Source organism: Malaciobacter marinus (assembly GCF_003544855.1).
Taxonomy (GTDB): domain Bacteria; phylum Campylobacterota; class Campylobacteria; order Campylobacterales; family Arcobacteraceae; genus Malaciobacter; species Malaciobacter marinus.
Map to the genome: position 1 here is coordinate 1,055,665 of NZ_CP032101.1, position 20,657 is coordinate 1,076,321.

At 24.9% G+C, this 20,657-nt stretch carries 22 protein-coding genes and 3 tRNA genes; 11 read left to right on the forward strand and 14 right to left on the reverse strand.

Going from position 1 to position 20,657, the window contains the following annotated elements:
* Nucleotides 1-7: 7 nt before the first annotated feature.
* Nucleotides 8-883: an AraC family transcriptional regulator gene (locus AMRN_RS05250; protein ID WP_099311616.1), complete on the reverse strand. Its 876-nt coding sequence runs from the start codon at nt 881-883 to the stop codon at nt 8-10.
* A 143-nt stretch (nt 884-1,026) separates the two neighbouring features.
* On the opposite strand from AMRN_RS05250, the gene AMRN_RS05255 reads away from it, so the two are divergent.
* The gene (locus AMRN_RS05255) at nt 1,027-2,478 is read left to right on the forward strand and encodes an acetyl-CoA carboxylase biotin carboxylase subunit (protein ID WP_099311615.1); all 1,452 of its coding nucleotides are present in this window, start codon (nt 1,027-1,029) and stop codon (nt 2,476-2,478) included.
* Nucleotides 2,479-2,487: 9 nt separating this feature from the next.
* Nucleotides 2,488-3,135 carry a carbonic anhydrase gene (locus AMRN_RS05260; protein WP_099311614.1) on the forward strand — a complete coding sequence of 216 codons (648 nt, stop codon included), beginning with the start codon at nt 2,488-2,490 and terminating at the stop codon, nt 3,133-3,135.
* Between the two features lie 8 nt (nt 3,136-3,143).
* Here the strand turns inward: AMRN_RS05260 and rraA are convergent, their stop codons facing one another.
* The gene (gene rraA / locus AMRN_RS05265) at nt 3,144-3,629 is read right to left on the reverse strand and encodes a ribonuclease E activity regulator RraA (protein ID WP_099311613.1); all 486 of its coding nucleotides are present in this window, start codon (nt 3,627-3,629) and stop codon (nt 3,144-3,146) included.
* A gap of 198 nt (nt 3,630-3,827) precedes the next feature.
* On the opposite strand from rraA, the gene AMRN_RS05270 reads away from it, so the two are divergent.
* Genes AMRN_RS05270 through AMRN_RS05280 form a run of 3 tightly spaced genes read left to right on the forward strand, consistent with a single transcriptional unit; the run spans nt 3,828 to nt 5,314 of the window.
* Nucleotides 3,828-4,133 (forward strand): hypothetical protein, encoded by a 306-nt coding sequence (locus AMRN_RS05270; RefSeq protein WP_099311612.1) that lies wholly within the window; start codon nt 3,828-3,830, stop codon nt 4,131-4,133.
* Between the two features lie 51 nt (nt 4,134-4,184).
* A complete protein-coding gene (locus tag AMRN_RS05275; RefSeq protein WP_099311611.1) occupies nt 4,185-4,538 on the forward strand; it encodes a hypothetical protein in 354 nt (117 codons plus the stop codon).
* 23 nt (nt 4,539-4,561) lie between these two features.
* Nucleotides 4,562-5,314: a carbonic anhydrase gene (locus AMRN_RS05280; RefSeq protein WP_099311610.1), complete on the forward strand. Its 753-nt coding sequence runs from the start codon at nt 4,562-4,564 to the stop codon at nt 5,312-5,314.
* Between the two features lie 22 nt (nt 5,315-5,336).
* Here AMRN_RS05280 and AMRN_RS05285 read toward each other — a convergent pair whose 3' ends face one another.
* The 3 genes from AMRN_RS05285 to AMRN_RS05295 all read right to left on the reverse strand — a co-directional run bounded on the left by AMRN_RS05285 (nt 5,337) and on the right by AMRN_RS05295 (nt 7,272).
* Nucleotides 5,337-6,104, reverse strand: a complete 768-nt coding sequence (locus tag AMRN_RS05285) for a hypothetical protein (RefSeq protein ID WP_099311609.1) — start codon at nt 6,102-6,104, stop codon at nt 5,337-5,339.
* 111 nt (nt 6,105-6,215) lie between these two features.
* Nucleotides 6,216-6,734 carry a GNAT family N-acetyltransferase gene (locus AMRN_RS05290; RefSeq protein ID WP_099311608.1) on the reverse strand — a complete coding sequence of 173 codons (519 nt, stop codon included), beginning with the start codon at nt 6,732-6,734 and terminating at the stop codon, nt 6,216-6,218.
* Between the two features lie 34 nt (nt 6,735-6,768).
* Nucleotides 6,769-7,272, reverse strand: a complete 504-nt coding sequence (locus AMRN_RS05295) for an NADPH-dependent FMN reductase (RefSeq protein ID WP_099311607.1) — start codon at nt 7,270-7,272, stop codon at nt 6,769-6,771.
* Nucleotides 7,273-7,385: 113 nt separating this feature from the next.
* Between AMRN_RS05295 and AMRN_RS05300 the strand changes: the two genes are divergently transcribed.
* Nucleotides 7,386-7,724, forward strand: a complete 339-nt coding sequence (locus AMRN_RS05300) for a cupin domain-containing protein (RefSeq protein WP_099311606.1) — start codon at nt 7,386-7,388, stop codon at nt 7,722-7,724.
* Here the strand turns inward: AMRN_RS05300 and AMRN_RS05305 are convergent.
* Nucleotides 7,721-8,674, reverse strand: a complete 954-nt coding sequence (locus AMRN_RS05305; RefSeq protein ID WP_099311605.1) for an AraC family transcriptional regulator — start codon at nt 8,672-8,674, stop codon at nt 7,721-7,723. The two genes, AMRN_RS05300 and AMRN_RS05305, sit on opposite strands and share 4 nt — an antisense overlap.
* Nucleotides 8,675-8,752: 78 nt before the next feature.
* Here AMRN_RS05305 and AMRN_RS05310 point away from each other — a divergent pair, with 78 nt between their 5' ends.
* Nucleotides 8,753-9,199: a hypothetical protein gene (locus AMRN_RS05310; RefSeq protein WP_099311604.1), complete on the forward strand. Its 447-nt coding sequence runs from the start codon at nt 8,753-8,755 to the stop codon at nt 9,197-9,199.
* Between the two features lie 9 nt (nt 9,200-9,208).
* On the opposite strand, the gene AMRN_RS05315 is transcribed toward AMRN_RS05310, so the two are convergent.
* From AMRN_RS05315 to AMRN_RS05335, 5 genes are all read right to left on the reverse strand, one after another.
* Nucleotides 9,209-9,295: transfer RNA gene (locus AMRN_RS05315), tRNA-Leu, on the reverse strand.
* Nucleotides 9,296-9,317: 22 nt separating this feature from the next.
* Nucleotides 9,318-9,393: transfer RNA gene (locus tag AMRN_RS05320), tRNA-Phe, on the reverse strand.
* A gap of 16 nt (nt 9,394-9,409) precedes the next feature.
* Nucleotides 9,410-9,494 (reverse strand) — tRNA-Tyr (locus AMRN_RS05325).
* Nucleotides 9,495-9,602: 108 nt separating this feature from the next.
* On the reverse strand, nt 9,603-11,228 hold the full coding sequence (locus AMRN_RS05330) for a UvrD-helicase domain-containing protein (RefSeq protein WP_099311603.1): 1,626 nt from the start codon (nt 11,226-11,228) through the stop codon (nt 9,603-9,605).
* A gap of 12 nt (nt 11,229-11,240) precedes the next feature.
* Nucleotides 11,241-11,996: a hypothetical protein gene (locus AMRN_RS05335; RefSeq protein WP_099311602.1), complete on the reverse strand. Its 756-nt coding sequence runs from the start codon at nt 11,994-11,996 to the stop codon at nt 11,241-11,243.
* Nucleotides 11,997-12,225: 229 nt separating this feature from the next.
* Here AMRN_RS05335 and AMRN_RS05340 point away from each other — a divergent pair, with 229 nt between their 5' ends.
* From AMRN_RS05340 to AMRN_RS05355, 4 genes are all read left to right on the forward strand, one after another.
* Nucleotides 12,226-13,284 carry an FIST C-terminal domain-containing protein gene (locus tag AMRN_RS05340; RefSeq protein WP_099311601.1) on the forward strand — a complete coding sequence of 353 codons (1,059 nt, stop codon included), beginning with the start codon at nt 12,226-12,228 and terminating at the stop codon, nt 13,282-13,284.
* Nucleotides 13,278-14,921 (forward strand): sensor histidine kinase, encoded by a 1,644-nt coding sequence (locus AMRN_RS05345; protein ID WP_099311600.1) that lies wholly within the window; start codon nt 13,278-13,280, stop codon nt 14,919-14,921. Before AMRN_RS05340 ends, AMRN_RS05345 begins: the two co-directional genes overlap by 7 nt.
* A gap of 10 nt (nt 14,922-14,931) precedes the next feature.
* Nucleotides 14,932-16,767, forward strand: coding sequence for a sensor histidine kinase (locus AMRN_RS05350; protein ID WP_099311599.1), 1,836 nt, complete (start codon nt 14,932-14,934; stop codon nt 16,765-16,767).
* Between the two features lie 71 nt (nt 16,768-16,838).
* On the forward strand, nt 16,839-17,957 hold the full coding sequence (locus AMRN_RS05355; protein WP_099311598.1) for a hybrid sensor histidine kinase/response regulator: 1,119 nt from the start codon (nt 16,839-16,841) through the stop codon (nt 17,955-17,957).
* On the opposite strand, the gene AMRN_RS05360 is transcribed toward AMRN_RS05355, so the two are convergent.
* The 3 genes from AMRN_RS05360 to AMRN_RS05370 form a co-directional block, all read right to left on the reverse strand.
* On the reverse strand, nt 17,954-19,216 hold the full coding sequence (locus AMRN_RS05360) for a response regulator (protein WP_099311597.1): 1,263 nt from the start codon (nt 19,214-19,216) through the stop codon (nt 17,954-17,956). The two genes, AMRN_RS05355 and AMRN_RS05360, sit on opposite strands and share 4 nt — an antisense overlap.
* 43 nt (nt 19,217-19,259) lie before the next feature.
* Nucleotides 19,260-19,892: an HAD family hydrolase gene (locus tag AMRN_RS05365; protein ID WP_079577195.1), complete on the reverse strand. Its 633-nt coding sequence runs from the start codon at nt 19,890-19,892 to the stop codon at nt 19,260-19,262.
* A 151-nt stretch (nt 19,893-20,043) separates the two neighbouring features.
* A complete protein-coding gene (locus tag AMRN_RS05370) occupies nt 20,044-20,454 on the reverse strand; it encodes a ModE family transcriptional regulator (RefSeq protein ID WP_079577196.1) in 411 nt (136 codons plus the stop codon).
* Between the last annotated feature and the right edge of the window lie 203 nt (nt 20,455-20,657).

The window sequence follows — 20,657 nt, forward strand, 5'->3', positions numbered from 1 at the left end:
TTCTGTTTTAAAACTTTATTGATACATAAAAACTCATATCAAATCTATTATCTTCACTTAAGAAATTATTTTTATTATAAACTGCATAAGATGGTTTTGTAGTAGTTTCATACTCACTATTAATAAGCCAATCATGGTATACCCAGTGAATAAACTTTAACATATCTCCATGAACACCCTCTAAATCAAATTTTGCATATACTCCCTCTGAGATTTTAAATTTTGGTAATCTATGACTATTTACATCACTTTTTTTCTCAGGTACGATACATGCAATATATTGACACTCATTAAGTGGTGTAATTGTTGGATTATCATGAAGAAGTGCTATTTGTTTGTAGTTTTTCAAGTTATTATTTAAAATTAGTGTTTGTAGTTTTTGCCAAGTATTTTTTACGTTTTTATTATAGCCTTTATTTCTAATATAAAAACTATCTAAGTTTGGCATTTTAACTATTGTAGGTGTTATTTTTGAAAAGTCTGCGCTTGAATTTAAAGCACTTTTTGATTGTTGTAATATTTTTGTTGAATACTCTTTATATCCATTGTTCTTCCACTGTTTGGGTGTCATTTCAAATCTTTGTTTAAAAGCTTTTATAAATGAAGACTGAGAACTGTATCCACATAAATTTGCAATATTTGAAATTGTAGAGTATTTATTTGTCAAAAGTAAGTTTGCAGCTTTTTGAAGTCTAATTGATTTGATACTTTCATAAATATTTTTTCCAAAAGCCTCTTTAAATATTCTTTGCATATGAAACTTACTAACTTGAAAATCATAACTTAACTCTTCAATATCAATATGGGTGTCAATATGAGTGTATATATAGTACATTATATTATTAGCTATTTTTACTCTTTTTTGTAATGTCTCTTTTTTCATAAAGTTATTTTAGCATAAATAATCTATAAATCTAGCATTAATGAGTAATATAATTAGCACAAATAAACAATAAAACTAGCACAAAAGAAGAAGAAATATTTTTCTTATAAGTTTAAAATATGGGAAAAATAATAGGATATATTGTGAAAAAGATTTCAAAAGTTTTAATAGCAAATAGAGGAGAAATTGCCTTAAGAATAATTAGAGCATGTAAAGAGTTAGATATTACAAGTGTTGCTATTTTTTCAGAGGTTGATGTTGAGGGAGTTTGGGTTAGGAAAGCTGATGAGTGTTATCCTATTATGAAAGATCCAATAAATGCTTATTTAGATTTTAATATAATTATATCAATTGCAAAAAAGGCAAATTGTGATGCAATTCACCCTGGATATGGATTTTTAAGTGAGAATGCGCAGTTTGCAAAAGCATGTGAAGAAAATGGAATAATTTTTGTAGGTCCAAAGCCTGAGCATATTGCTTTGTTTGGTGATAAAATGGCTTCTAAAGTTGCTATGAAAAAAGTTGGAGTTCCTGTACTTGAGGGAACAAATGAACCAATTGACGATGTAGAAAAAGCTGAAAATATTTCTAAAGATATTGGCTTTCCTGTGATTATTAAAGCTGCATTTGGTGGCGGTGGAAGAGGTATGAGAATTGTCAAAAATCAAAAAGATTTTAAACAAATGTTTGAAAGTGCTACAAATGAAGCAATAAAATATTTTGGTAAAGGTGAAGTATTTATTGAAAAATTTGTAGAGAATCCAAGACACATAGAAGTGCAAATTATTGCTGATAAATATGGAAATGTATTACATTTGGGTGAAAGAGATTGTTCAATTCAAAGAAGACATCAAAAAGTAATTGAAGTAGCTCCTTCTCCTAGATTAAATAATAATGTGAGAAAAAAACTTTATGATATTGCTACAAATGCAATGTTTGAGCTAAGTTATGAAAATGTAGGAACTGTTGAGTTTTTACTTGATGATAAAGATAATATATATTTTATAGAAATGAATACAAGAGTACAAGTTGAACATCCTGTAACTGAAATAACTTCAGGTGTTGATATTATTCAAAGAATGATAGAAATAGCAGAGGGTGATAAACTTCAAATGTCTCAAGAAGAGATAAAATTTAGAGGATATGCTATTGAGTTTAGAATAAATGCTGAAAATCCTCAAAAAAACTTTATGCCCTCAGTTGGTACTATCACAAAATATTTAACTCCTGGTGGACCTGGTGTTAGACTTGATACTTCAATTTATTCAGGATATAAAGTTCCAGCAAATTATGATTCAATGATTGGAAAACTTATAGTTTGGTCATTAGATTGGCAAGGTGCAGTAAAAAAAGCAAAAAGAGCATTGGATGAGTTTTATATTGAGGGTTTTCCTACAAATATACCATTACATAGAGAAATAGTAAGAGATGGTGATTTTAAAGCTGGAAATTTTAATACTAGTTATTTAGATGAAAAACTTGAAACATTTACTTTACAAACACAAGAACATATAAAACAAGAAGAACAAAAAGTAGCAAAAATCATCTCTTTTATAGCAAAAATTAAAGAGAAAAATATTAAAGTTAAACATTAGGAGTGAAATATGGGTTTAGAACAATTAATTCAAGGAAATTTAACTTTTAAAAATTCAATGTTTAAAGATTATAAAGATGACTTTAATACATTGGTAGAAAAAGGGCAAAGTCCTGAAGTGTTATTTATTGGTTGTAGTGATAGTAGAGTTGTTCCAGATTTGATTATGGATTCAAAGCCTGGGGATATGTTTATTCTTAGAAATGTAGGTAACTTTGTACCACCTTTTGAGGCTGATTTTGATTTTCATGGTAGTTCTGCTGCTATTGAGTTTGCTGTAAGTGTTTTGAATGTAAAACATATTATAGTTTGTGGACATTCACATTGTGGTGCTTGCAAAGCTTTATATAGTGAAATTGAAGAAGATGATATTGGACTTGTTCATGTTAAAAAATGGTTAGAATTAGGTAAAAAAGCAAGAAATTATGTACTTAATAACTATTTGGATTTATCTGCTGAAGAGATTTATACAAAAACTGAAAAAAGTTCAGTAGTTTATCAACTAAGAAACTTATTAACTTATCCAGAAATTAAAAGAAAAGTTGAGGAAAAAACACTTGAAATTCATGGGTGGTATTATAAAATTGAAGATGGTTCAATTATGTATTATGATACAAAAGATGAAAAGTTTAAGCAATTAAGAGACTCTTTAAAATAAAGAGTCTTTTATATAAGTTTTTTGCTTGTGATAATTACTCCATCACAATCAGCATAAATATAATCACCACTATTTACAGTAATTCCTTCAAAATTAAGTTCAACATCTTTGAATCCTTGAGTTTTTTCAAAGTTTCTTTGAGGACAAGTTCCAATGGCTAATAATCCTACATTTATATCTTTTGTTTCATCAATATCTCTTACATATCCATTGATTATAATTGCTTCGTAGTTATTTTTTTTTGCAAAGGCCATAAGTTTATCACCTACAATACCATAAAACTCTTGGTCTACATCTACTACAACTACCTTACCTTCACCATTTTCTTCTTTTAATGTTGAAATTAGTATCCAATTACTTTTATCAAGTTTAATAGTTACAACTTCACCTTGAAATTTTGTTTTTTTTCCATAGTTTTTAAATTTTGGTGATAATACTTGAATTTTTTCTTGATCCTTAAAATCATCACATATATCTGCAGTACTAAAAGACATAATACTCCTTTTTTTTATTGTCTAGCTTTTTTATTATAGTACAATAGTATGTATATAAAGTGTTTGATTTAGTAAAATATAGAATAATTTTTAAGCTTAGTTTTATTTTTTAAATATATATAAAGTTAATGTAATTAGCTATATTTTATGAGAAAGTCATAAAAATCGTGTTAATATTTTAGAATAAAGGAACAATATATGCAAATAATAGATTTAATTTTGATATCACTAATTCTTTTAGGTATTTATATACTTATAAGAAAAAAACTTTTAAAAACTAAAATTATAAATTCAAAAACTCAAAAAAAAGAAGATATTATAAAAGAGTATGAAAATGAAATGATAAGAATTTTGTATAAATATAAAGATGATGAAAAGCAATTATCTATAAAAAGAAAAGAGTTTTTATTAAAAGTAAATAAAGAATTAGCAATGAATATTTTTTTTGATGCCAATGAAACACAAGAGATTATTCAAAAATTAGTAAATATTAAACTCAATTAATACTATAAATTTTGTTATAATTTATTTACAAACTAACAAAAGGAGCTTATTATGCAATTAAGAGGGATTACAATTGATTTTGATGATAGAAAAACTTGTGGTTTATTACCAGATTTATGTTTAGAGTGGGACGAAAAATCTGAAGAACTAGAAGATAATCAAAGTTTAATTGATTATTGGGAAAATAATATGGAAAAAGTTTTATCAAAGACAGATAAAATAGTTAGTGGAAATATTGGTTCTAAAGCAGTAGTTTATTCAGCAAATGAAGAAGCTATTAGTATAATAAGAGATACTTTTAAAGATTTAGATTTAGCATCTATTGAATATGAAGATATTGCAAAGTGTGAAAGATGTTTGAAGTATGATTATTTAGATAAAAATTTTATTTCACCTTTTAAATAAATTAGTAAAAAGGATTATTTAATATGAAAAATACAATGATTTATATTTTAATAGTTGCAGCAATAGCACTAATGTTAAGTGAAAGTGAAACTAAAAAACAAAATGCAGTTTGGGGATATGAAGGTGATTTAGCTCCTCAAAATTGGGCTAGTTTAGATAAAGAGTATGAGATGTGTGAAAGTGGTAAACATCAATCACCCCTTGATATAAGAGGGAAAGTTTTAGATGCACAATTGGATGAAATAACTTTTTATGATGATGCACGAGCAACAACTTTTAGTAATAATGGACATACTATAAAAGTTGATTTTGCAAGGGGAAATTTGATTGATTTTCAATCAAAAGACTATTCACTTATGCAAATGCATTTTCATACTCCAAGTGAAAATAGAATTGATGGAATTTCTTATCCTATGGAAGCTCATTTAGTTCATCAAGATAAAAATAACAACCTTGTAGTTATTGCTTTGATGTTTGAAGAATCAGAAGATACAAATATAGTATTAAACAAGCTTTTAAGAAATGTTCCTGAACAAAAGAATCAATCAAATAGTATTAGAGCAGATGTCTATGGCTATGATATTTTGCCAGAGAATAAAGAGTATTATACATTTGATGGTTCATTAACTACTCCACCATGTACTGAGGGTGTAAAATGGATAGTTTTAAAAACACCAGTAAAAGCTTCAAAAAATCAACTTGAAGATATTAAAGCAATAATGGGTAAAAACAATAGACCTTTACAAGATAGAAATACAAGATTTATATTAGAGTAGAAAATAGAATAGATTTTCTATTCTATTTATCTTGCTCTTTTTTTATTTTTTTATCTAAAACTTCTAAATTCATTACATCATCATTTGAGTTTTTAAGAACTTGATTTTGAGATTGTATTTTTGATTGAGGATTTCCATTTAAAGAAGCTATTAGCTTAGCTTCTGTTTCTGGTTTTAATTCGCCTTTTGAAATAGTATCTAAGATTTTATTTGCAATTTGTAGTTTTGCTTCATTCTCTTTTGATCTAAAATATTTTTCCATATTATCTTCATATGCTTTTAATTTATCTTTTCTTTTATTATTTAAATATATAAATAGTAAAAAGCTAAGAAGAAGTAAAATAACTCCTATTAGAATTAATCCATATGTTTTGATTTGATTGTCTTTTTCTTTTTGTAAGGCTTCTAATTCAAATTTTAGTCTTTTTTCTCTGTTTATAGCTTTGATTTTTTCTTTTTCTATTCTTATTTTTTCTTTAGCAATTCCTGCTTTTATTTTCTCAATTTCAATATCTTTATTACTATTTAATTCAGCTTTTTTCTCTTCTAGTTTAAACTCTACTTCTTTTTGTTTTAGTTCTTGATTTTGATTTAACTCTTTTTCTTTTAAAGCTATCTCTTTTTCTTTTATTGCAAGTTGTGCTTCAATTTCTTCTTGCTTCATTTGTTTTGCTTGGTTTAATTCTTTTTCTTTTAATCTTATTTCTTCTTGGGATGGACCAAATAAATCACAGCCACTAAAGAAAAAAGAAATTAATAAAATTTGTAAAAATATCGCTTTTGCTTTCAATTTATTAATCCTTTTATAACTTGATAAATATATCATATTTGATGTAATTTCTTATTGAAATACTTAAGTATAGCAACTATATATTAATCAATTATAAAAATTGTAACAATATTATGTGGTACAAAAGTTATTTATATAAACTTCTCTTACTCCTCTTTCATCTTTTGTTTTTATATCTTTTAAATATGTTAATCCTAATTTTTTAATTGTATGAATTGAAGCTTGATTTTGTGGTGAAGCTAAGGCAAGAACTCTTGGTGCTTTTATAATATCTTTAATAAATTCAATTTGTGCTTGACCAATTTCTGTAGCGTAACCTTTGTCCCAAGACTCTTTACAAAGAATAAAGCCAAACTCATAATCTTCTTCTTGTAAGTAGTTGCATTTTAAAACACCACCTAAGCCAATAAGCTTTTGAGTTTTTGTCTCTATAATTGCACTAAGGCCTAGTTGATTATTAAAATTACAATTATTTTTTATAAACTCTTTTGCTTGTTCAAAATTGAGTAACTCTTTTCCAAAAGTGTGTTCTACAACCTCTTTTTGAGAAAATATTTTTTTATAAATATCTTCTATATCATTTTGTTTTAAAGTTCTTAAGTGTAGTCTATTTGTAGTTAGTATATTCATGATTTATCCAATATAAGGGAAATAAACCCTTATATTAAGATAATTTTGCTAATTGTTTAATAATATTTTTTGCAGTCTCTTCGTTTAGTGGTTTATCGTATGAAGTTAAAATCTCTCTTGCTAGTATATTTGCTCCTAAATGTTGAAACATTATTCTCATAGCTTGAAGTCCTTTAGCTCCACCTCCACCACTGTGTGTTGCAAGTGCTACTACTTTTTCTTTGAAAGCATCTCTCCAGTCTTTTGTACTTCTTGATGTCCATGCCATTGCATTATTTAAAACAGGAGGCATTACTCCATTGTATTCTGGTGCTACAATAATAAATGAATTCAAATTTAAAATTTTATTTGCTAGTTCTAAAGCTTGTGCAGGAAGACCATCTTTCTCTTCTTTTACAGTTGAGTATAAAGGTAAGTCTAAATCTACTAAGTTTATTAATTCAGCTTCATGACCAGCTTCAATAGTTAATTCTTCTAATCTTTTTGCTAGTTTTACATTATTTACTGCACTAGCAACTAAAATACCTATTTTAGCCATTATAAATCTCCTAAAAATATATTGACAAAATTATACTCTTTGAAAATTAAACCTTGATTGCAATCAATAACTAATATCAAAAATAATGTTATAAATAAAAAAAAGGAGCAAATATGAACAAGTATAATATCTTAGAAAATTTAGAGTATAAAGATAAAGTTGCTATTACAGTTATGTTTGAAAGTGAGTTTTCAAAAGAGATAAGAATAGTATTTAAACAAGACCAAGTTATGAAAGAGCATAAAACTTCATATCCAATTACAGTTGAGATTTTTGAAGGTGAGATTCTTTTTGGTGTAAATGGAAAAACTCATACTTTAACAAGAGGTGATATAGTCTCTTTAGAAGCAAATGTTCCACATGACTTAAAAGCAAACAAAAACTCTATTGTAAGACTTAGTCTATCAAAAAAAGATAGCATAAACAGAGTTAAAGGTGTTTTGAAACTTTAAAGAGATTTATTTTTAAACTCTTCAAAACTTTTATTAAACCATGATTTAAAAGCTTTTAAAAATGAGTTTGTAGTACTAAAACCTAAAAGTGTACTCAGTTCATTTGCAGTAAAGTTCTTACTTAAATAGTATTTTGCTAATTTAATACGTACTTCTTTTACTATTTTTGTATAAGAACTTTTCTCTTCTTTTAATCTTTTTTGTAATGTTCTTTCATGAAGAGTTAATCTTTTAGCTACATTTTGTAAGCTAAGTTCATCTAAGGAAATAAGTTTAATTACCTCTTTACTAACTTCTTCTTTAAAATTATTGCTATTTACTAAATCTAACATCTTTTTTGCTTCTTGTTCAAAAAGTATTAAAAGTGTTTCATCATTAAATTTTGTTTTATATTGTAAACACTGTTTTGTAAAAACAATATTAGTATGCTCTTTTTGGAAATTGAGATTTTTACCAAACTGTTTTTCATACTCTTTTGTGCAAACAGGTGTTTTGAAACTAAAATTACAGTATTTAAACTCTAAATTTTTATATAAGATGTTTTTCAAAAGAGTAATGATTGCAATTGTATGTAGTTTTAATTTTTGTTCAAAGTGATTAATATTTTCATCTAAGTATATAAATAAGCTACTATTCTTATATCTAATTTCTAAACTATCTCCTAATATTTTATAATAAACACTAAGTTTTTCTAGTGCTTCATTTAAATTATTTGAATGGGATATTAAATAACCCAAAATACCAATACTACTTGGAATAACCATATTTGATATATCAAAATAGATTTTATCACTTTTCTCTTTTTGTGAGATTTGTTTAATTAGTGTAAAAATTGTATTGGCTTCTATTTTTGTATTTTTAGTTAAAAGAGCATTTGTATTAACTCTTTTTTCAAGTAGTTTTAACACATCAATAAACTTTTCAACTGTTAAGTTTGAATTACTTCGCAATTTGATTACCTTAGGCTTATCTTTTTCCTTTTTGTTTGTTTATAAAAAAGTTAAAATTTTAGTAAAAAAGGAATAAATTTGTATTATACAGTTTTAACTCTTCACTCTTATATTAGATGGTTTTTGCTTCTATTTATAATCTTAGGATTTTGTTTTTGTTTATATAATATTATTTTTTATAAAAAATATAATATTTATAATAAACAAATCACTTATATGACTACATTTTTTGCTCATATACAGTTAAGTTTAGGCTTTGGATTATATCTATTCTCAGATATTGTAAGACAGTTTTATACAAACCCTTTTGAGATGATAAAACTAAGTGAAATAAGATTTTTTGCAATTGAACATCCATTAACTACATTTTTTGCAATACTATTATTATCTTTTTTTAATAATAAAATAAAAAAAGAGAAATGTAATTTCAAGAAAAATAAAGTCCTAGTTATTTCAAATGCTATTGTATTGATTTTATTGTGTATTTCTATTCCATGGGGGTTTTCAAGTTATGTTTCAAGATGATTAAAAAAGTGGTGCGAATGGTGAGAATCGAACTCACACTCCGAAACCGGAATGGGATTTTAAGTCCCACGCGTCTACCTATTCCGCCACACTCGCACTTTTTTGTAGGCATAAAAAATGGTGGCGCGGGGCAGAATCGAACTGCCGACACAAGGATTTTCAGTCCTTTGCTCTACCGACTGAGCTACCGAGCCACCTAAACTTAAATAGTGGTGGTGAGAGAAGGATTTGAACCTTCGAAGCCATAGGCGGGAGATTTACAGTCTCCTGGATTTGACCACTCTCCAACCTCACCGATTGTTAAGTTTCTGTGTCGCTTTATTGTTAAGCGGGTGGAATTATAATAGGTACTAGATTAAACAAAGCTGAAATTATTTAAAAGTTTAGAAAAATTTTTAAAAATTTAAAAATGTTTAATTTTATTGGATTCTAACCATCTATTTTGAAGTTCTTTAAGTTTTTTCATTGGAACTTTTTTCTTAGAATTTTTTACTTTGAATTTTTCTTGATTATTTACTTTTGATTCATCAAAACTATAATTTAAATCTAAATTGGCAAGATTTAAAGCATCCATTGCTCTTGTTGCTGCAACATAATAAATATTTAATTCTTCATTTATTTTTAGATTTGTGATGTTTTTTTTCGAACCTAATATATCTTTTTTACTTATAAAATCATCTTCACACATAATAACTTGAGAGTATTGCATACCTTTTGATTTATGTGCAGTTGTAAAGACAATATCAGCTTTTGATTTATCTTGTGTAAGATTGCTTTTTATATTTTTATTTATTTCAAATATTGAGTCATTATAGGTATTTATAAATCTTATCACATTTAAGTAATCTTGGTTTTTTGTGTCTTTAGCATACTCTTCAAGCTCTTCAATACAACTAAACTCTTTTAACTCATCAATTGATATCTTTTCATACTTTTTTTGTTTTAAGTAGTATATTGAATAAACAGTTTGATTCATAAAGGAGTATGAATTATATCCTCCTTCAAAATATATTTTATAATCTCTCTTTTTATTTATATACTTTATTACTTCTTTTGCAAGAGCAAAACTTGTTCTGCTTATTACACAAAAAGGTTTTTCTTCATTAACTACTTTTTCTCCTATTAAAGATTGTTTATTTTCCAATCCAAATATTTCAAGAGATTTTGAGTCAATTTTACTATAAAGCTGATTTAAATTGTACTCTAGTTTTTTTGCTAATTCATTGGAAAACCTAAAACTTTTACTTAAATTATATATAGGAAGTTTTATCTTATCAAGAGCATTTATAGCAAATCTAAAAGAGTAGATTTGTTGAAAACTATCTCCTACATAGACTCTTTTACACTTTTGTGCTTCAACTATTGAAATCATTACATCAGAAATATCTTGTGCTTCATCTACTAAGATTAAGTCATATCCCAAGTTTGAAGAGATTTTTTTATTTAGATAAAAAAACTTCAAATAAAAGTCATGTGTTGCTTCAATTTTTTGTGTTTTCATAGAAGTTAAAATATATTTTGTATGGTTCAAAATATTTTCAACTCTTGTTTTTAGAAGTTTTAAGACTTTTGCATCTAAATTTGAATACTTCTTATAACTTTGAAGTAACTCTTCATCTATTTGTATTAGTGAACTATTACAGTAAAAGTTAATAATATCTTTTATAAGTGCTAGATAACTTGGTGTTGGCTCGTATGATAATCTACATTGTTCAAACTCTTTTATACATTTGTAAATAGCCTCTACTTTTAAATCATAACTTAGTTTATATTTCCAAGCTTGCATTTTATTAAAAGCTAATGAATGAATAGTTTTTACATGCATATTAGAAATCTCTAATTTATATAGTTTTTTTTCTAAGCTAGTTTGTAAAGATTTGTTATATGCAAGATATAAAATCTTATATTTAGGAAAGTTTTTAGCATATTGCAGAAGTGTTGTTGTTTTACCACTTCCTGCAACTGCATTTATTTTAAAAGAGTGCTCTTTTGAGTTAATTATATCTAATTGTTCTTTGGTAAAAGTCATAAAACTCTATTATTACTTATAAGGTGATATTTTTGGTGGGAACACTTTAAAACATTCATTTATTGCACTAGTAATTGAGTTTTTTGTTTTTATATTTTGCATTGGTGTAGCAAATTGAAGTAGTTGCTCTGCACCTTCTAATGATTTTTCTTCTTTATAAACAAAAGCTATTTTTTTACCAAGTTTTTTGCAATTTTCATAAATCAATCTTGCATAATCATCAATATAAATAAACTCTTTTCCATTTATTTTTTCACCCCATGAAAAAAATACAAACTTACCTGATGGAATTAAATTTTGTGCATCTAAATACATAATATCTCTATCAAATTCTGTATTTTGTAAAGAGTTGTATTTTTCTAAGTCATCATTAAATTTCATAAGTAATTGAGATGAATCTATATTTTTTTCATTTAGATTAAATAAGTTTCTAACTTGAATTAATTTACCTTTTATTTCATCTGTTTTACTCATGGCATTTTTAAATACAGTCATATATGTTTCTATTTTAAGTTCAATCATTTCATCAAATTTGTCAAACTCTTGCTCTAATAAAAATTTATTTGAATCATATCCCACAGGAGAAACAATAGGATTATATAAAAAAATTGTTCCTATTATATTTTTCTTTTTCAATTTATTCGTTTTGATTTTTTCTTTTAAATCTTTTACTGTAATCTCATCATCTTTATCACAACTTATGTAAAGGTAGCTTTCTGTTAAAAAAACTTCTTCATATTTTGTTTTAAATACACCAAAGTATTGCATATATTTCCTCTTTGTTAAATTATTGTAATAATATCTAAATTTTTTAGTAATAAAGCTTATTTTAAAGTGTGTTAAAAGGACAATAAAATAATAAATAAAAGCTTTTATTTAGAAAAATTATTATTAAACTATGAAAAAATAGTTTTTTTTTGATACTATTATATTACTATTAGTGTATAAAATAATATGAATACTATTTATTACACAAGTTGTTTTAAGGAGTTTACAAATGAGTATCAATGTAAAATATTATAAAAGTTTAGATGCCTTTGTAAGAGATTGTAAAGATGAAAATAATAGATATTTATTATTAGTAGCTCAAGAGTGTAAATTTTATATGTCATTATTGAAAAATTCTAAAATTCAAGCATATGGAGCAATTTTCCCTGAAATTATGTTTGAAGCAGTAAATTATAAAGATGGACTTTTAGCATATAAACTTGATGATGATGAAAAAATAATAATTCAAAATGATATTTCAAAAACTTATTTTGAAAAAGATGAATTTAAACAAATCAAATCAGTAATTACTTTTGTTGATGGATTAAGTCATCATATAGACGAATTTTTAGATACTTTTTTTGAATTACTTGAGCCTCAAACACAAGTCTTAGGTGGCGGTGCGGGAATGACTCCTTTTAATAGAAAAGAAGTTATTTTTTCACCTGAGGGCATATATAAAGATGCTGCTTTATTACTTTGTAAAAAGCAAGAGATTAATATTGGTGTAGAACATGGATGGACGATATTAAAAGATCAACTTGTAACTACACTTGTTAATGAAACTAGTATTTTACAAATTGATTATAATAATGCACTTGATTATTATAAAAAAGTTATTGAAGAGGATTTAAATATACAAATAAATGATATTAATGATTATTTAAACTCTTATCCCATTGGTTTAGTAAAATTTGATAATGAGATTTTAGTCAAAGAAATATTTGATGTTTCAAATGATAGTTTAAATATCTCTAATTCTATCTCTCAAAATTCTGTAATTGCTATTTTAAAAGGCAATAAAGATAAATTAATCAATGCTGCAAAGCAAGCAACTTTAGAAGCTGTTAGCAAAAGTGAAAATAAACAAAGCTTGGTTTTAGTTTTTGAATGTGTATCAAGAAAAAGCTTTTTAAAAGAAAGTTTTGAGGATGAAATGCAAATGATAAAAAAGACAAGTGATAATAGACTAATGTTAGGTGTTTTAACACTAGGTGAAATTGTAAACAAAGGTGATGTAAATTTAAACTTATTTAATAAAACTTGTTTAGTAGGTGCAATATGTTAGTTGAACAATTAGCACTTACATATAAATGCCATAGTGCAATAGGAAATAGTTTAGATTTAAAAGAGATGTTAAAAGAAGTACTAAAGACATTTATTAATGAAACCTTTGCTTTATATGGGACTTTTTATCTGTATGATGAGGGCAAAAAAAGCTTAAATAAAATTATAAGTATGGGTAAAATACAAGATTTTGATATTGAAGATTATTCTAATATCTATGATAGTTTTAATATAATTGACAATAAAAATGATAAAACACAAAGGGTTTTAATACTACCTTTAGATAGAGGAATAATCTTTCTTGTTTATAGTAAAAAAAGTATGAATATGAGTTTTTTAGGCTCTATGTTTCAAGGTCTTGCACACAAATTAAATATTAGTATTGATTCATGCTTAAATGTTACAATAATGAAAAAAAGAAATGAAAAACTAAGAGCTTTGGCTATTGAACTTGAAAGACAAAGAAAAGAGCTAGTTGAATCAAATAAATACAAAAATGACTTCTTAGCAAATATGAGTCATGAATTAAAAACCCCTTTAAACTCTATTATTGTAATTTCTTCTGTAATGAAAAAAAATAAAAAAGAAAAGCTAGATGAAGAACAAGTGAAAAATATGAATATAATAAATACTTGTGGAAATGATCTTTTAGTTTTGATAAATGATATATTAGATATTTCAAAAATAGAAGCAGGAGAGTTGTCTTTAAACTTAAAAAAACTAGATATACAAGTGTTGATTGATTCTTTATATGATTCTATGCTTCCTTTAGCAAAAGACAAAAATTTAAAATTTGTAAAATCATTTAATATAGAAAATACTTTTATTTTAACTGATGAAGCAAGAATAAAACAAATAATGAAAAATTTATTAAGTAATGCAATAAAGTTTACAGAAGAGGGCAGTATTGAAATAAAAGTAGAAGAAAGCAATGATGATATTATAATTTCTATAATTGATGAGGGAATTGGAATAGGAAAAGATAAATTAAAAAATATTTTTGAAAGATTTAAACAAGCTGATGGAAGTACAACAAGAAAATATGGTGGAACTGGACTTGGACTTGCCATATCAAAAGAGTTATCACAACTTTTAGGTGGCGATATAAAAGTAAATAGTGAAATGGGTATTGGAAGTGAATTTCAAGTTACTTTACCTAAAAAAGTAACAATCAAAAATGTTTCTGATGATAAGGTTGATATTTCATCAGGTAATGAAAGTATAAAAACAGAAGAGATAGTGTTTTTTGATATTGAAGATAGTTCTAAAAACAGTGAAGAAGAGATTAAAGATTTAAATAATCTTTTAATAATAAATGGTGACCATGCAACTGTTTTCCCAATTTTAGTAACATTTAAAAAGCAAGGTATTCAAATTGAGCATACAAACTCTGTGGAAAATGCCCAAAAAGTGATACAAAATAGAACTTTTGAAGCAATAGTTTTTGATGTATTAAATTCACAAGGAGAAAATTTAGAAAAACTAGAAAAAACAGCAATTGAAAACAGTTTAGTTTTAGTTGCAATTGGCGATGAAAAATTTGATAAAGCAGATATAAGTATATCAAGAGATAAAGTTGATAAATCTTTAGTTCAAGAAGTAATGAATTTAGTTAAAGTAAAGAAAACTAATAAATAAAAGGCTTAAAATGTATAGTTTTTCAGATTCGTTGGGTTTTTTACTATTTAAAAAATTATTTTTAATATATGTATTAGTTGTCGGAGCTTTTACATCATATGAGATTTATGTAAAATTAGAATTAGCAGAAAAAAGTTTACACAAAGAGTTTGAGCTTATAAAAAAATCATACAGTGATAATTTGGGTGAAAGTGTATGGAATTATGATAGAAAAAGAACTAAACAAATAGTAGATGAAATTATAAGTAATGAAAATATTGAAAAAATAATAATAACTCAAATATCAGGTGAAGTTTTTTTAGAAAATAAATATAAAATAGACAAAAATAGTCTTGAAAAACAAGAAGATTTAAAAAAAATTGATTTTGAAGTTTTTAATAAAAAAAATAAAAAAGTAGCAGTCCTTAGTATATATTATGATAAAAATATAATATATAAAATGATAGAAAAAAATATAGTTTTAACAGTTGTTATAACATTATTAAAATTTTTATTTCTTTTTATTTTTTTAATTTATTTTATAAAAAAACTTATAGTAAAACCTTTACGTAGCTTAATAGAAGCGACAAAGCACCTTGATGGTAGAAATAGAGTATTTGTTGATGAGGTTTTACATAAAAATAATAAAACTGAACTAGCTCAATTAACTAACAGTTTTAATTATATGGCTTTACGTATAAATCAAAGTTTTGATGAAATGACAAAATTAAATGTTAAATTAAAGCAGCAAAAAAAAGAGTTACTACAAGCAGATAAATATAAAAATTATTTTCTAGCAAATATAAGTCATGAATTAAAAACTCCATTAAATCCAATATCTTTAATAACAGCAGTTATGATAAAAAATAAAGATAATAGTTTAAATGAAGATAATTTAAATAATATAAAAATAATAAACAAATCTGCAAATGAATTAAAAATTTTAATAAATGATATTTTAGATTTAACTAAAATAGAATCAAAAGATATAAAACTTTATCTAAAAGAAGCTAATTTAAAAAAAGTTTTTAATACATTAGTATCAATTTATGATTCAAGTGCAAATAAAAAAGGATTAACTTTTAAAAGTGATTATAGATTAAAAGAAAATTTATACGTAATTGATGAGCAAAGATTTACACAAGTTTGTAGAAATCTTCTAAGCAATGCTATAAAATTCACTTCAAAAGGAGAAGTAAAATTTAATATTTTTGAAGATGAAACTAATATTTTTGTTGAAGTTATTGACACAGGTATTGGTATTTCAAAGAAAAATCAAGAGGAGATTTTTACTAGCTTTAAACAACTTGATGGAACAACTACAAGAAAATACAGTGGTGTTGGATTAGGTTTAGCAATCTCAAAAGAATTAGTTATTTTACAAGGTGGAGAAATAAAAATAAAAAGTGAAGAAGAAAAAGGAAGTTGCTTTTTATTTAATATTAAAAAATCTGATAAAACAAAAATAGCAAAAAATGAAAATAAAGAAGAAAAAACAGAAGATACTCAAATACTTAAGCTAGAAAAAAATAAACCAAAAGAAGAAAAAGATATTTCAGTTTTTATTTTAAATGACAATCCTTTGTTATTTTTTAAAGTAGGAGTAGCTTTAAATAAAGAAGAATCAATGTCTTTGATTAATATCAAAAGTTTAAAAGAGTTTTTTAAAGCACATGATAAAAGAAAAAGAGAGTTTTTGATTATTCATAAAGTAGAAACTAATGAAGAACTTATGAAAATTAAAAAAGAAAATAATTTGATAATCATTTCTATTGGAAAATGCAATAATAGTGAAGTAGTGGATTTGATTTTAGATGAACCAATTGATAACGAGTATTTAATAAAATATATAAAAAATAATATATAGATTTATATATTTTTTTAAGTACTCCAAAATAATAATGCGTTATTATTAATATGTACTTTTAAAGGGTTAAAATGGAAAAGTTTAGTATTTTGTTAGTTGATGATGTTGCTGAGAATATTCACTCTTTAAAGATGATGATTGAAGATAGTTTTGATGTTAAGATTTTTAGTGCATTAAGTGCTCAAGAGGGCATGGAAATTTTAATGAAAGAAGATATAAATCTAATCTTAACTGATATTCAAATGCCTGAAATTGATGGTTTTGAGTTTGCTGAATATCTAAAAAGCATTGAAAAAACAAAAGATATTCCCTTGATTTTTATTACTGGTATTTATGATAAAGATGAGTATAAAAGAAGAGGGTATGATATTGGAGCAATTGAATATATAACAAAACCAATCGATGATCTTTTATTAGATGCAAAACTTAAAGTATATATAGATATTTTTGAAAGAAGTAAAAAAAGAGAAGATGAATTAGAAGAAAAAAATGAGATTTTGATTCATCAAGCGAAAATGGCTACTATGGGTGAAATGATAGGTGTAATAGCTCATCAATTAAAACAACCCTTAAATGTACTTTCATTGTATTGCAATGATGTTAAAGACTCTTATAATTTTGGTGAGATTAATGATGAATTTATTGATGAATTTTCTAAAAAAACAAAAAGCAATATAAACTTTATGAGTCAAACTATTGATGATTTTAGGGATTTTTTCAATCCTAAAAAATCAAAAAGTAAATTTTTACTTAAAAAAGTTATTGAAAATTCACAAAGTTTACTTTTAAAACAACTACAAAATAATAATGTAAATTTACATATTGATGTATCAAATGAAGAGGTTTATGGTGTTGATTCAGAATTAGAACAAGTTATATTAAATCTTTTAACAAATGCACAAGATGCTTTTATTGAAAGAGAAATTGAACAAAGAGATATTTATATAACAGCAGGATCTAATAAAAACTATACTGTACTAGTTGTAGAGGATACAGCAGGAGGTATAAAAGAAGATGATCCAGAAAAGATTTTTGATCCTTATTTTACTACAAAAGAAAAAGGTACAGGAACAGGTCTTTATATGGTAAAACTTGTTGTAAAAACAAGTTTTAATGGAGAGTTAAAGTTAAAAAATACTGGCAAAGGTGCTAAGTTTATTATGATATTGTCAAATGGAAATAATTCTTAGTCAAGCAAAGCTTTAGGGTCAAGCTCTTTTATTTGGGCTTCTCTAAACTTAATTACATCATTTAAATCTTCTATTCTTTTCATCTTTACATCAATTGTTTCTTGTTTTTTCTCAATATCAACTTTTTTGGCTAAAACTTCTTTTTCAAGAGTGTGAATTTTTTCAACTAAAAGATCTTTCTCTTTTTTTACTTTAATCATTACATCTTTATATTCTTCAAGTTGTTTATTTTTCATTTTAAGTATGCTTTCTTGTTTTTCATCAAGACCTAGTTTTTCATTTTCATAATGTTTTATCTGTTGCAATTTTGCTTGACTTTTTTTCTTTTCAGTATCTAGTTCACTTCTTAATAAAGGAACTATATTTTCATACTTTGAAATTTTTAATTTCAATTGTTCTTGTTGCTTTTTTAAATTAGCAATTAATTCTCTTTGTTCTTGTATATTTTTAATTACTTTCTTTTTAAATTCTCTTTTTTCTAAATTCTCTTTTGTTGATAAAAAACCAATACAAATAAAAGCTTTATTATGATTTTCATCAATTTCAAATATATTACAAGTAACATAAAAAGGTAAGCCTTTTGAGTCTGCAAACTTTAATTCACCTTCCCATTTACTTTTTTCTTTTATTTGTTTAATAACATCTTCTATAACTTCCCTTGAAGTATCTTTGTGAATAAGTTCTTGAAAATTGTAATTTATTATCTCTTTTTCATCTTTTTGAAAAGATAATAAAAATGCACTATTAATAAATGTTATATTAATTTCCTCATCAAATTTTAATACTACTGCAATATTATCTATTGCATCTAAATACTGCTCTAACTCTTGATTTTTTATAGAAAGCATTTTTTCATAATATTTTTTTTGACAAACTTCTTGGGATTTCAAAATCACATCTTCTGTGTCAATAGGTTTAAGAATATAATGGTTTGCTTTTAATTCAATTGCTTTAAGTAAGTTTTCTGATTCTGATCTTGCAGTTGTAAATATAAAAGGAACTTCTTCATCTAGTTGTCTGATTTGTTCAAGCATTTCTATACCACTCATTTTGGGCATATTTATATCACTTAATACTAAATCAACTGGTGTTTTTGCTAAATGAAGTTTTTGAAACTGTATGTATCCTTCCATACCATTTGGAGCTAAATATACAGTTTTAAATAACCTATTTAATGTTTTAGCAAGTTTTTCTCTTGCTAGGTCTTCATCTTCTACATATAAAATAGTAAGTTTTTTTAAAAAATCTTTATTAATCATTTTAAACTCTTTTTAAATAAGTTACTATAATCTTATCACAAAATTACAAAAGTCTTTTTAAATCATCAAATTTATCAATAAAATATTTTGCTTTTTGAAAATCATGACTTTTTGTAAACTCATTTTTTATAACTATACAATCAATATTAGCAGCATAAGCTGAATCAAGTCCTCTTTGGCTATCTTCAATAACAACTGTTTCTTCTTCTTTTGCATTAAACTTTTTTAATCCTGCAAGATAGGGAGCAGGGTGTGGTTTTGCTTTTTCATAATCTTCTACACATAAAGTAAAATCCATAAAATCAATAATATTCCTGTTTTTATGTATTAGTTCAAAGTCAACTCTTCTAGCAGTTGTAATAATTCCCATTTTATATTTTTTACTTAATTGTTCAAGAGTAGTAACTACATTTTTAATAGTAATATCTTTAGTTTGTAAAAAATATTGATAAAGTTCATCTCTTTTTTCTCTCAACTTATCAATTTGTTCTTTTTTAAAGCCTTCTTTTATTGCTAATTCCCAAGCATTTCCGCCTCTTATCATTATTTTTTGATAAGTATCAAATTCTAAAGTTATATTTACTGTTTTTAAAATATCATAATTTGCTTGGTAGTACCACATCTCAGTTTCAACTAGTACTCCATCATTATCAAATAGTATAAATTTTTTATTCATGCTTTTATTGTACTATATTATTAATTAATTCTATAATATTCATAAGGTTTACTAAATAGGCTTTTATATATAAGATTTTGAATTTACAATTTTATTTATTAGAAGATATAATGCATTATTTATAGAGATGGATTTTTAATTAAAATAGCAATTAAGTTATATTCTCAAAGTTTTCATACTCTTCATCATAAAAACATCCAAGTTGACAATGTGTAACTTTTATATCTGAATTTTTAATAGTTGAACCAACTTTTTTAAGTGTAGAGCCTTTATTTTGAGCCTCTTTCCACGCTATTTCACATTCAACTTTTTTATTATCTTTTGTATTTTGACTTAGTGAATTATAAATATTATCATGTTTTTCTGAAAATTTTAATTTTCCAAAAACTCCTAATTCACAATTTGTTATTACAATATTCATAGCTTTTGCAATTGCTGCCATATCTTTTGGTTTCATACCAATTAATCTTGCAACTTTAAAAGCTTTTAAACAAGATAGTTTCCCATCTTCATCTAAATTAGTTAACAGTAGTTCTGTTTGCGTTTTATCTAACTTTTTCATAGTTTCCTCAATGCAGGACAATTTAAAAATATTACGAATATATATTCATTTTTCATTATATATACTATTTATTTATGTTCTTCTTTTTTATCTATATTTAATAATTATTTCTTAATAATGTTAAGAAACTAAACATAATAGTTACTAAAAGAGTGATTTACAATAAAGAAAAAAAAGAGGTGAGAAGCCTCTTTTTTAATAAA